The organism is Enorma shizhengliae (assembly GCF_009676995.1).
GTDB lineage: Bacteria > Actinomycetota > Coriobacteriia > Coriobacteriales > Coriobacteriaceae > Enorma > Enorma massiliensis.
In genome coordinates, this window is sequence record NZ_VTFZ01000001.1 from 42,290 (window position 1) to 54,931 (window position 12,642).

The window sequence follows — 12,642 nt, forward strand, 5'->3', positions numbered from 1 at the left end:
CGGGCGAGATTCGGACATATTCGAGGCCCATTCTGGCGAAATGTCGCCCGAAGTCGATTGCAGCGTCCGAATCACGCCCGAAGATCGGAGGTGTCCAGATCCCGCCCGATAACGCCCTTGGCGCTCAGATGTCGCCCGAACCGTTCACAGCACACGAATCTCGCCCAGAAGCGATGGGCGCCTGGAGACAACCGTCATCGCGCATGCAGTTCAGGCAGGGCAACTTAGGCAGGGCAACTCAAACAGGGCAGCTCAAGCAAACCGCGCCATTACCGCTCCGTTACCGTAGATGCTACTCCCAGCTCCACTGGCCGTTAACGAACACCGGCACCTCGCTGCCATCGGGCATGATGCCCGTGATATTGAGATCGTCCGCGCCGATCATGAAGTCCACGTGGGTAGTCGAGGTGTTCACCCCGCACGCGCGCAACTCATCGGGCGTCATCTCGTAACCACCGGCGTAGCACTCAGGGAATCCCACGCCCAGCGCCAAGTGGCAGCTCGCGTTTTCGTCGTAGAGCGTGTCGTAGAACAGCGTCTCGCTCTCGCGTATGGGCGTGTTCTTCGAAATGAGCGCAACCTCGCCCAGGCGGCGGGCACCCTCGTCGGTGTCGAGGATGCTCTGCAGCACGTCGGCACCAATCCGCGCGCCGCAATCGACCACGCGGCCACCCTCAAAACGCAGCCAGAAGTCATCCACCTTGTTGCCTGCATGGATAAGCGGAAGCGCAGAGTACACAATGCCGTCGGCATGCTCGCGATGCGGAGAGGTGAAGACCTCCTCGGTAGGGATGTTGGGGAAGAACGGGTGCCCGTCCGGCGTCTCGCTGCGCCCGCCCGCCCAGATATGGCGGTCGGTAAGCCCAACGGTAAGATTCGTGCCATTCGCGGACTCATAGCGGAGCGCCGAGAAATGGTGTTCGTTCAAAAACCGCAGGTTCTTCTCGAACGTCGCGTCGTGCAGCTCCCACGCGCTCTCCGGGTCTTCCCCATCCGCGCGCGAAACCGAGAGAATGGCGCACCATAGCTTGTAGATGGCCACCTCTTCCGGCACATCGGGAAACACGTGACGCGCCCACGACGCAACCGGAGCGCCCGCGATGCACCACGGGTTAATATTGAAGTCCAGCCCCCGGCGGAAGCGCTGGCACTGCGTGTTGCGTGTACGGCTCGCGGCAGTCGGCTTCGCCGGATCGATGCCCTTAAGCGCCTCGGGGTCGGAGCCCTCTACGAACACGAAGCATGCACCGGCCTCGGCGAGCGTCTCGTACTGAATCCGCTGCCACTCCGGCATCTGCTCGAAATACGAAAGCTCATTGTTCTCATAGGTGAGCCGCGTCACCGCGTCGTCGCTCCACACCACCGTGACGTGCCCGGCACCAGCCTCGTAAGCGCACCTCGCCAGCGTGCGCGCGAACTCAGCCGTCTCAACCGGAGACATGATCACCAGTTCCTGCCCCGGCTTAACATGAACGCCCTTGCGAACGATAAGGCTTGCGTACCGCTCGATCTGCGGCGCCAAGGAACGCATGCCGGCCTTAGCATCCTCAACCGTGAGCGCTGCTTTGATCATGATCGTCACTCCGTTTCTCTGGGCAAAGCAACAGCCAGACCAAAACGCACCACTCGGAGGGGAACGCTCGGCCTGGCTGCTATGAGTTAAACAGTATCGAATTAGCGGCGGGAACGATGGTTCTTCTTAGGCCCGCGCTTCTTCTGAACGGGCTCCTCAGCCGGCTTGTCGTCCTCAGCCTTCTTGGAGTCCTTCTTATCCTTGGTGTCGGCATCCTCAAGAATCTCGAGCACCCTGCGGTCGGTCATGCCCGCCACCTGCGCCTTATAGAAGTTGCGGATGGGGCGAATCTTCACCATGTCGAAGATGAAGGCGCCGATCACAAAGCCGTAGGCAAGAACGAGTCCTACGATCTGCAGCACTCCGGTCACGTTCTCGGGAAGCGAGCTAAGCACACCCATGAGCAGGAACCACACCAGGAAGATGGCAACCACGCCGATAGCCATGAGCACCCAGAAGATGCGGCGCTTGGAGCGGTACTCCGCATCGTTCTTCATGAGGATGTTGGCCGCGGAGTACATGCGGTCTTCCTTGATGCGCAGCTCTTGCTTGCGCGCCTTTTTCTCCTCTTTGGAAAGGCTCTCGAGCGACTCTCCCTGCTCGGCCTCGCGGCGACGAGCCTTCGCGCTCGCGGGCACGACGCGTACCGAGCTCGCCGCAGCGCGCGCGGGCTTCGCCGAGGCCGCCGACTTACGGGACGCGCCCGCGTACTCGCGGTTCTGCACACGCTTGTTGTTAGCGCTCCTGATACTCACTTATGCGTTTCCCTTCATGCTTTCGAATACGGTACCCGTGATGATCTGATACGCCTCGCGATAGCGCGCAGACGTGCCGTCGACCACCTCGGCGGGCAGATGGGGCACCTCGCCCGTCATATCCCAATGGGCGCGCAGCCAATCGCGCACGTACTGCTTGTCGTAGCTCGGCTGAACCTTGCCCTCCTCATAGGAGTCTGCCGGCCAGAAACGGCTCGAATCGGGCGTGAGGCACTCGTCGATGAGCGTAACCTTGCCGTCGATGACACCGAACTCGAACTTCGTATCGGCGATGATGATGCCGCGCGTGGCAGCATACTCGGAAGCGGCGGTGTAGATCTTCAGCGACAGATCGCGAATCTGCTCGGCAATCTCGGCGCCCACGATCTCTACCGTGCGGTCGAACGAGATGTTCTCGTCATGGTCGCCGATGGCAGCCTTGGTGGACGGGGTGAAGATAGGCTCAGGGAGCTTGGATGCCTCGGTGAGGCCGGCGGGCAGCTTGATGCCGCACACGGTGCCGTCCTCGTCGTAGGTCTTCTTGCCCGAGCCGGTGAGGTAACCGCGCACGATGCACTCGACGGGGATGGTCTCCGCGCGGCGCACCAGCATGGCTCGACCAGCCAGGTAGTCGCGATACTCGGCAAACTCTTCCGGGAAATCCGCGGGATCGATCGACACCAGATGGTTTGGAACGATATCGGCGAATTTCTCAAACCAGAAGGCCGAGATGCGGTTGAGCACCTCGCCCTTGAAGGGAATCTCGTCCGGCAGGATGTAGTCGAAAGCCGAAATGCGGTCGGTTGCGACCATAAGCAGGTTGTCTCCAGCCTGATAGATGTCGCGAACCTTGCCGCGGGAATCCGGACGGCGCTCCATGTTGGCCACGTGAGTCATCTCCTCAAAGACGATTGCGTTGCATTGCCTGCGCCACGATGCCCCAGCACATGGGCATGGCGCAGCCTAGTGCTCTATTGTAGAGGATGAAGGTTCAACCGTGTGCTCACGGGGCAGATGAATCGTAAACGTCGTACCTTTTCCAAGTTCAGATTCGACCGAGATGTAGCCGTGATGGCGCTCGACGATCTGTTTGGTGACCGAAAGGCCAACGCCCAAGCCGCCCGCCTCGCGCGCGCGGCTCGCATCCGCTCGCCAGAAGCGCCCGAAGATGCGCGAAAGGTCTTCCTTGGCGATGCCGATGCCCGTATCGGACACGATGATCTGCACGTTGCGGCGAGAGGTTCGCACCGACACCACGACCCAGCCACCCTCGGGGGTATAGCGCATGGCGTTGCTCATGAGGTTGACCACCGCCTGCGTGACCATGTCGGGATCGGCCTCGATATCCGAGGGGCGGCCCTGTGTATCGTCCGAGAAGCGCAGGCGCAGGTCGTGGTCGCTGAAGAGCTGTTGCTGGCTGTCGACGATGCGCCTCACGAAGCTCACGGTATCGATTCGCTCAAGCTTGAGCGGCGCAGTGCGGTTCTCCATACGCGAAAGGTCGAGCATCTGCTGAACGAGACGAGAGAGGCGGCGGGTCTCGGACGCGACTGTCTCCAGGTGCTCGTCGTCGGTGGGAAGCACTCCGTCTTGCATGGCCTCGACCGTAGCAAGCATCGCCATAAGCGGCGTGCGCAGCTCGTGCGCAACATCCGAGGTAATGCGGCGCTCATGCTTGAGGTCCTTCTCGAGTGAGGTCGCCATCTCGTCGAAGGTCTCGCCAAGGCGGTCGATCTCGTCATCGCCCTTGAGGCCGGTACGTGCCGAAAGATCGCCGTCACGGATCTGCTTTGCCGTGCCGGTAATACGACGGAGCGGGTTGGTGAGCATGCGCGACACGAGGATGCCGATAATCACCGAGATGGCCACCGCGATGATCGAGGCGAGGAACATCGCATTGAAGGTGCGGTCGCGAAACGCTGTGTCCGCCTTGCTGAGCAGCGCGTCCGAACCGAACACCCACAGGCGCACCTGCCCAACCACCGCGCCATCGGTAAGCGTGATGTCGCGGGTAACCGAAGCGGCCGCGTCGGTCGGGGCGCTCGAGATAAGGCTATGGGAACTTGGCTCGCTGCTACCCTGAGTTGAGCCGACCATCGCCGCAGCCGGCCAGGAATCGTCGTAGAGGATCGTCCCCTCGGCATCGACCACCTGCAACCCGATATCGTCGCTCGAGAGCGTTGAATCGGCAACCGACGCCAGGTACGACGTGCTCCACACCCCATTCAGCTCGTACTCTTGGGCGAGGCGCTGCGCCGTGCTCTGCGCGATATCCGTCATGTTCGCGCGCGTGTAATCCGAGAACACGCCGCTCCACACCACAGCGACCACGCCAACGAGCACCAGCACGGTCATGACGGAGGCGAGCGCGAACGAGGAAGCCATACGCGTGGCATAGCTCATGCCCGAGCGCGTATCGGAACGAGGCGTGTTCCAGCTCGCGCGGGAACTCGCCTCGTCTTGCTGCTTATGCTTTTGTCCGATTTCGACGCGAGCGGGGAACATGGCGCTAAACAGCCGCGAAAGCTACTTGGCTTCGGCCTTGTTGTCGGCGGGCTGCTGCGGCGCCTCGAAGCGGTATCCCACACCATGCACGGTGTAGAGCCACTTGGGGTGCTTGGGGTCGTCTCCCAGCTTAGCGCGAAGGTTCTTCACATGGGAATCGATGGTGCGCTCATAGCCCTCGAAATCGTAGCCAAGCACCTTCTCCACGAGCTCCATGCGGTTGTACACGCGGCCAGGATGGCGCGCGAGGGTGGTAAGCAGTTTGAACTCAGAGGCGGTGAGGTCAACCTCCTTGCCCTCGACGAGAATCTTATGACCGGAGATATCGATGACGAGATCGCCGAAATCGAGCACCTCAACCTGCGGTTCATCTGTTAGATGCGTGCGGCGGAACAGCGCGCGGACGCGGGCGACGAGCTCGCGGGGGCTGAACGGCTTGATGAGGTAGTCGTCGGCACCGAGCTCGAGACCGATGATGCGGTCCTCGACCTCGCCCTTCGCGGTAAGCATGATGATCGGCACATCCGACGTGTCGCGGATGGCGCGGCAAACGCGCTCGCCCGAGAGCTTGGGAAGCATGAGGTCGAGCACGATGAGGTCGAACTGGTGCTTCTCGAACTCCTCGACCGCAGACTGCCCATCGCCGACACCGACGACCCAGTAGCCCTCGCGCTCTAGGTAAGCCGCGACGGCATCGCGAATAGCTTTCTCATCCTCAACGAGCAGGATCCTTCTTGCATCCGAAGCCATATCGAGGCTCCCTTCTCAATCTGTAAAGAACCATCACATTGTATCGCACGCAGCGATACACTGGGCAACGGGAACGTTCGCCGGGCGATTCGCACCGGCCGGCGGAGCTCCATTGATTGATTATTACCCGACCAGCCGTTTTCTATCCGGAGGGCACATGTCTTACCGAATTCGCACCGCCACGCCCGCTGATGCCGCTTCGCTCCTTGCCATCTACGCACCGTATGTGACCGATACATGCGTGAGCTTCGAGCTCGAGGTACCCGCGGTCGAGGAGTTCGGCCAACGCATCCGAGCGACGCTCAATCGAGCTGCCTATCTCGTGGCAGAGGACTCAGATAGCGGCGCTGTTGCTGGCTACGCTTATAACGGATCATTCCGCTCGCGCCCTGCATACGACTGGGCGTCCGAGATTTCAATCTATCTAGCCCCCGAGCATCAGGGGCACGGGCTCGGCTCGGCGCTGCTCGATGCCCTCGAAGAACTCATGCGTCTTCAGGGCGTTCGCATGAGCGAAGCGTGCATCACGTCCTCAAATACCGGGTCAATTACTTTTCATGAGCGGCATGGCTATCGCGTGTGCGGCGAGCATACCGCCTGTGGGTTCAAGCTGGGGCAATGGCTTTCCGTCACCTGGATGGAAAAGCAGCTGCTGCCGCTCGACGGCACACCCGAGCCCTCGCATGGCTTGAGCGCCGCGGAGATTGAACCCGTGCTTGCAGCCGCGAACGCTCGCCTGCGCACAAAGTGACGCTTCGCTCTCGGGCGGGATTCGGACACCCACGGTGCTATCGGGCGACATCTGGACAGTCGCGGCGTTCTCAGGCGTGTTTGGTACGCTCAAGGCGCTGAATGCGTCCAAATGTCGCCCGAAAACGAGATGAATGTCCGAAAGCCGCCCGACAACACCGGAGCGAGATGCGGAGCCCACCTCGATGCAGAGCGTGCTTCGCTACTGAGCCCGCCTCGACGCAGCGCGCCGAAACGGATCGTCACATTCGACTAGATTGAAAACACGCGGGCGGTAACGCTCGCCGGCACACCGGTGTCGTCGCGCACCGTGGCGAAGGTTAGGAACTGGGAGCTCGCTCCCTCCGTCGCTGGAAAATCGCCGTAATCAATCGAGCGATCAGGCGAGATCAAAACCGCATAGTTCTGCGCCTCGGTATCGATCACGAAGTGCGATGCCTGGGATTTCACCAGATATCGAGACCCGTTGCCCGCGACCTGCGCCAAAGGCTCGCGGCGCAGGTAGAGATAGGGACCACCCTCTTTTCCTATGAACGTCCCCATGTTTCCCAAGCTCCCCACCCCCGAGTAGCTCGCCTCGATCGAGAAGACGAACTGGTCGTTCATGTAGGTCGCATCGAACGGCGATACCGTTCGGGGCAAAACGAGCTGATCGATCTGGTCATACGAACTCGACGTGATGTCTACCGCGGTCATGCCATAGTACACGCCGCTTCCCTCGCGCACGCGCGGCGCAATGGTGAGTACCGACCCCGAGACGCGGGGAGTCGTGGCGAAACGGCCGTGCGATTCGTAAATCTCCTGGCCCTCGCTCGACCCCACGGTCCAGATATAGCAGTGCGAGTACTCCGTTGTTCGATTACCGCTTGCAAGCGGCATCTTCTGCCAGATGACGCTTGAATTCCACACGGTAAAGCGCGGAGGCTCCCAATCGCTGTCGCCTGAGTCCAGCTGAACAGGGCTGCCGTAGAGCGCGCCGTTGGAAAGGCCCTGACCAAGCAGAACCCACGAGCCATCGGTGTAGTTTATCTCGATCCACGCGTACACCTGATCCGAGCAGCGCACGTCGAAGAAGCTGTAAGACGCCCCTAAGCTCGCAACATCTAACAGTGTGGTCAGGTTGCCGCTTGACAGACTGAGCACGCCAACCGTATTGACGCTCGTCGCCGACTCCGGCGTGAGCATCGCCGCGGCCCAGGTATTGCCGCCGTTGTGAAAAAGCATCGTTCCCAAGGGGAGAGACCACGTCGACGATGCGCTCAAGCTGTTGCTTACGTTTTCGTAGTCGCCGTCCAGCACCGCGACAATCTGCGAGCTATCGGTTACGACCTGCGGTTCCCCGTCTTCTTGCTGGGAATCTCCGCCCGATGAACAAGAGGAAAGCGCGATAGCCGCCATGCCCGCTCCCGCAGCAGCAACGGTTCCCTGCACGAAGCGTCGGCGAGTAACCCCGGTCTGCGGGCGGCCTTCCCCCGCGCCACTGCGGCCGCGCGCGCCCCGCGCCCGATCAAACAAGTTGTCCAACGTACGGAACATGCAACTCTCCAGCTCGTCGTCCTGTTTTGCTGCGATTACGCACGAGCCTCGGCCTGGGCCGCATCGAGGGCGCAGCAGAGCTGGTCGGCACACGAGGTCTTACGCGGGCCGCACGTGTTGCCGCGAAGAATCTGCGTCACGTGCTCGACCGACTGGCCTGCCACGAGCTTCGAGATTGCCTTGAGGTTTCCGTTGCAACCTCCGGTGAACTCGATCCGCTCGATCGTCTCGCCCGCGTCGTCGAGCTCTACGTGAATGTTCTTGGAGCACACGCCCCGCGGCGTGAAATCAATCGCGACCATACGACCCTCTTTCTATCTCATAGCAGCCGTACTCGCCGGCAGCATAGAATTCCCCGCATCGATTATCCCCGCGATGCATTAGATAAATCTTGGGGATGCCGTTGCACCATATCATCAATTTCGACCCGGTATTTTACGAGGAACGCAGGCATCTGAGAGATCTGTACCCGCACTACCTGCGCAAACGTCTTAACATAGCGCTCGCCTACCCAGGCTCATCCATAACAACCGGGTCGAAATTGCACAAAGAATTGCACAAAGTACCCCACGAAAGCGCGAAAGCCCCCGGAATGGGGGCATTTGGCACTATGCGCTGAAGTCAAGCTCCTCAAGCCGGTCGAAAACGCGGTCAATGCGCGTGAGGAAGTCCCACGGATCGAAGATCTCATCCAGCTTCTCGGACGGCACCGTGCAGCGCGGGTCGGCCTCGAGCTTCTCGCGGAAGGTGGTGCCGGCCTGGCACTGCTGCACCTCGCGCCACGTAGCCATGGCGTTCTCCTGCACGATGGCGTAGGCCTCCTCGCGCGTGATACCGGTGTCCACGAGCGCGAGCAGCACCTTCGAGGAGAAGATGAGGCCGCGGGTCTTGTAGAGGTTGGCCTTCATCTGCTCGGGGTACAGGATGAGGCCGTCCACGATGCGGATGAGGCACTGGAACATATGGTCCAGCGCGATGAAGCTGTCGGCCTGCGCCACGCGCTCGGCGGAGCTGTGGCTGATGTCGCGCTCGTGCCAGAGCGCCACGTTGTCGAACGCGACCTGCGCGTTGGCCTTCACCACGCGCGAGAGGCCGCAGACCTTCTCAAGCGTGATGGGGTTGCGCTTGTGCGGCATGGCGGAGCTGCCCTTCTGCCCCTTCTTGAACGGCTCCTCGGCCTCGAGGGTGTCGGTCTTCTGGAGGTTGCGGATCTCCGTGGCGATGCGCTCGCAGGTAGCGGCGGTGGTGGCGAGGACGCCCGCCAGGTAGGCGTGGTGGTCGCGGCTGATGACCTGCGTGGACAGCGGGTCGTGCACGAGGCCCAGGTGCTCGCAGACGTACTCCTCCACGAAGGGGTCGATGGAGCTGTAGGTGCCCACCGCGCCGGAAATGGCGCCGAAGGCCACGTTGGCGCGGGCGTCGATGAGGCGGTCGAGGTCGCGACGCAGCTCCCAGGCCCAGCTGCCGAACTTCATGCCAAAGGTCATGGGCTCGGCATGGATGCCGTGGGTGCGGCCCACGCAAAGGGTGTTGCGCTCCTCGAAGGCGCGGCGCTTACAGATTTCGCCGAGCTTACGACAGTCATCGATGAGGATGTCGGTCGCCTGGACGAGCTGGTAGCAGAGCGCGGTGTCACCCAGATCGGAGCTGGTCATACCGTAGTGCACCCAACGACTGGGCTTGGGCTCGCCCTCAGGGATATCCTTGTCGATGTACTCGCCCATGTTGGTGAGGAAGGCGATGACGTCGTGGTTGGTAACGGCCTCGATGGCGTCGACCTCTTCCTTGTTAAAGGAAGCGTACTCGCGGATGTAGGCGGCCTCCTCCTTGGTGATGCCGATCTTGCCCATCTCGGCGTGAGCCTCGCAGGCGAGCACCTCGATCTCCTGCCAGATGGCGTACTTGTTCTCGAGCGAGAAGATGTGGCCCATCTCCGGGCGGGTATAGCGATCAATCATGCGAGCTCCTTCGATTGGGCTGCTGGCAGGTTATGCCGCAGCGATGCGCTGCAGCCAGATACACCTATTGTACGGGTTCGCGCGGTGGGACGGCGCGAAGGGCGCCCCAGTTCAAATGACGGGCACGATTTTGCGCGGGACGGGGCGCTCACGAGCCTTGGAGATCAAAAACTTTCGGTTTTACACGGTTATATCGCGATGCACCGAGTAGACGAGATTATTCGCACAACAAAACCGCAGTTAGCAAGCGCGCCTTAGTTCGGTCTACTCGGCATGCTGCGATATAACCGTGTAAAACCGAAAGTTTTGTTAGGCAAGCTCTTATGCGGGCGCGGGAAAGCGGGTTCCGGACCACAAATCCCGTGCAACATGTCCCGCTATCCCGCAGGCGTCCCCACTCCACATGTGTGCAAGGCAGCGTCAGTTAGCATCAGTTGATATTAATTCGTGCTACGACGCAAACGCAGGATTTGCCTCGCGGATGAGATGGGGAAACCGCTCTTCGAGCAGGGTAAATGCCGTTTGCACTTCCTCGAGAATGTCGACATGCGCAATGTAGCCGGCACCAATCAGCATCGCCCGGAACGGAGGCGCTCAACCTGTTCGCTCATACAATCTTTGAGTATTTCTCTTAGCCCCAGGCGAGGGACACCACTCCCCAAACAGAGACAGGGGAACCGAGCGCTGCCTGCACCCGGCAAAACTATTAGCCTCGGCCTGTTGGCGTCACGCCAGAATGAGAGCCGGGATCGCGAGCACGTTTTTTTTCAATCTGCCAAAGCGAATACGAGCGAATTTCATGCTGATTGCAGCAACTCGCTGGATGCGCAGTTGCCCGTGCAATTGACGCGGGTTATACTACTCCGTACGCCGTTCGCGGCAGACATACGCGGGCATCGCCAAGTGGTAAGGCATCAGCTTCCCAAGCTGACACTCGCGGGTTCGAGTCCCGTTGCCCGCTCCATGAATGAAAGGGGCCCCAGCAATGGGGCCCTTCTTTGTTTGGACACGCTACACGGACTCGAACCGAGAGGTCGCGAGACTGAGGAAATGCGTGAGCATTTCCCAGCGAGCGTGCGAGGGCGCAAAGCACCCGAAGCTGCGGATTCGCGAAGCGAATACGCGAGTCCCGTTGCCCGCTCCATTGAATGATAGGGTCTCCAGCAATGGAGGCTTTTTCTGTCTGAGCAGACCGCGCGGAACACCTTCAACCGTCGGTTTACTCACGATACAGCGAAACGTCGCAGGTATCCGTGCATGCCAAGCCTGTTCAAGGTATCATTGCCCCATTAGGGCCATTTCGATTTCCTGTTTTCTACACCCCACTTCACATGAGGAGAACCATGAATTCATCGCAGGCGACCGGGCGCGCATCCGAGCTGCCCGACTACGGCCTTCCTGGCAACGACCTCAACCCCAACACCCCCACACCCGATCAGCAGAAAAAAATCCCGTTCGTTATCAAAGTCTACGGACTGCTCTGCATGATCGACGGCATCGTCACCCTGCCCGTAGTCGCGATCTTCCTCGGCATGATCGCTTGGGCCCTCGGCGCCGACCCCGAGGCAATTTCAATCGGCACGGACCCAACGCTTCCCGTCATCATCGTTGCACTGAGCATCGTGGTCACGGTTATCAACTCGGTGGGCCTCATCGTGTTCGGCCGTTCCCTCCTCAAGAGTCGCCGCCGTCACGCCGCGCGCTGGTCGTATCTGCTACTTGCAACCACCTTCGTGCAGCTGCTCTTCAACGTGATGCTGTCCGGCATTGGAACTAATCTCATCTCGGGCATCATCCAGTTCTTTATCCTGCTCGCGCTCTCCATCACAATCGACCCGTCACTTCGAGAAGAGCGCATGCTCCAGCGCCGTCTGCGCGACCTCACAGATCAAGAAGCGGCCGAAGAGGGCATGCTCGGGCGCGACCTCGAAGGCAAGGGCTACATTCAGCTCAACTTCTTCAATTTGTTCTGGGTCTTCATGGTGTGCTGCGTCCTCGGACTCATCATCGAGGTCATCTATCACATGGTCGTGGTTGACCCCGGTGTATATCAAGACCGCGCGGGGCTCCTCTTCGGGCCCTTCTCACCCATATATGGCTGCGGTGCCGTGTTGCTCACCATTGCGCTCAACCGCTTCTACAAGGCAAACCCCATCATCATCTTCATTGTGTCCGCCATCATCGGCGGCGTGTTCGAGGCGTTCGTAAGCTGGTTCATGCAGACGGCCTTCGGTGCCGTTGCCTGGGACTACACCGGAATGACGCTCTTCGGCATCCCCGACCCCATCGCCATTGTATTTCAGGGGCGCACCAGCACCCCGTTCATGTGCATGTGGGGCGCGCTTGGCTTCGTATGGATCAAGCTCTGCTTGCCGTGGCTCCTGAAGCTCATCAACATGATTCCATGGAAGCTGCGCTACTCACTCACCACCGTGTGCGCGGTGCTCATGCTCGTCAACGCCGTCATGACGCTTCAGGCGCTCGACTGCTGGTTCGAACGCGTCTCGGGCACCTCTGCCAGCACGCCCGTGGAAGAGTTTTATGAAGAGCACTTCGATAATGCCTATATGGCCAATCGCTTCCAGAGCATGACCATCCATCCCGAGGATACGAGCCGTGTAGACGACACCGCCTTTGCAGATGCCATGGCACCCGAGTCCGATACGGGCGCGGCGGGGAGCGCGACCACGGCGAGATGAGTCATTACCACCCAAAGCGCCGCCGCGTGAAGCACGGGCGGCGCTTTGGGTGCATAGCCATACTCGTTTGCTATGTAGAAGGAACGTTGCCGGGCGGGCTTGCGCGGCAGCGTCGC

The 12,642-nt window shown here is 60.6% G+C and carries 10 protein-coding genes and 1 tRNA gene; 3 read left to right on the plus strand and 8 right to left on the minus strand.

What is annotated here, in order from left to right; translation table 11 throughout:
* Nucleotides 1–292: 292 nt before the first annotated feature.
* From GJE22_RS00205 to GJE22_RS00225, 5 genes are all read right to left on the minus strand, one after another.
* On the minus strand, nt 293–1,573 hold the full coding sequence (locus GJE22_RS00205) for an aminopeptidase (protein ID WP_144687538.1): 1,281 nt from the start codon (nt 1,571–1,573) through the stop codon (nt 293–295).
* Between the two features lie 101 nt (nt 1,574–1,674).
* Nucleotides 1,675–2,328 carry a DUF1129 domain-containing protein gene (locus GJE22_RS00210; RefSeq protein WP_186297366.1) on the minus strand — a complete coding sequence of 218 codons (654 nt, stop codon included), beginning with the start codon at nt 2,326–2,328 and terminating at the stop codon, nt 1,675–1,677.
* A complete protein-coding gene (locus GJE22_RS00215; protein ID WP_144687659.1) occupies nt 2,329–3,207 on the minus strand; it encodes a phosphoribosylaminoimidazolesuccinocarboxamide synthase in 879 nt (292 codons plus the stop codon). It abuts the gene before it with no gap.
* Between the two features lie 84 nt (nt 3,208–3,291).
* Entirely contained in the window at nt 3,292–4,833 is a 1,542-nt protein-coding gene (locus tag GJE22_RS00220; RefSeq protein ID WP_144687536.1) for a sensor histidine kinase, read from the minus strand.
* A 21-nt stretch (nt 4,834–4,854) separates the two neighbouring features.
* On the minus strand, nt 4,855–5,583 hold the full coding sequence (locus tag GJE22_RS00225) for a response regulator transcription factor (protein ID WP_019127392.1): 729 nt from the start codon (nt 5,581–5,583) through the stop codon (nt 4,855–4,857).
* A 157-nt stretch (nt 5,584–5,740) separates the two neighbouring features.
* Between GJE22_RS00225 and GJE22_RS00230 the strand changes: the two genes are divergently transcribed.
* Nucleotides 5,741–6,334, plus strand: coding sequence for a GNAT family N-acetyltransferase (locus GJE22_RS00230; protein ID WP_144687534.1), 594 nt, complete (start codon nt 5,741–5,743; stop codon nt 6,332–6,334).
* 251 nt (nt 6,335–6,585) lie between these two features.
* Here GJE22_RS00230 and GJE22_RS00235 read toward each other — a convergent pair whose 3' ends face one another.
* The 3 genes from GJE22_RS00235 to purB all read right to left on the minus strand — a co-directional run bounded on the left by GJE22_RS00235 (nt 6,586) and on the right by purB (nt 9,827).
* Nucleotides 6,586–7,869 carry a hypothetical protein gene (locus GJE22_RS00235; protein WP_235895740.1) on the minus strand — a complete coding sequence of 428 codons (1,284 nt, stop codon included), beginning with the start codon at nt 7,867–7,869 and terminating at the stop codon, nt 6,586–6,588.
* Between the two features lie 35 nt (nt 7,870–7,904).
* On the minus strand, nt 7,905–8,171 hold the full coding sequence (locus tag GJE22_RS00240) for a TIGR03905 family TSCPD domain-containing protein (protein ID WP_019127395.1): 267 nt from the start codon (nt 8,169–8,171) through the stop codon (nt 7,905–7,907).
* A 306-nt stretch (nt 8,172–8,477) separates the two neighbouring features.
* Complete coding sequence (gene purB / locus GJE22_RS00245) at nt 8,478–9,827, minus strand: adenylosuccinate lyase (RefSeq protein WP_144687532.1); 1,350 nt, start codon at nt 9,825–9,827, stop codon at nt 8,478–8,480.
* Nucleotides 9,828–10,716: 889 nt separating this feature from the next.
* Here purB and GJE22_RS00250 point away from each other — a divergent pair.
* Together GJE22_RS00250 and GJE22_RS00255 are read left to right on the plus strand one after the other, a co-directional pair.
* Nucleotides 10,717–10,791, plus strand: a tRNA-Gly gene (locus tag GJE22_RS00250).
* Nucleotides 10,792–11,170: 379 nt separating this feature from the next.
* Entirely contained in the window at nt 11,171–12,526 is a 1,356-nt protein-coding gene (locus GJE22_RS00255) for a putative ABC transporter permease (protein WP_144687530.1), read from the plus strand.
* Nucleotides 12,527–12,642 lie beyond the last annotated feature (116 nt).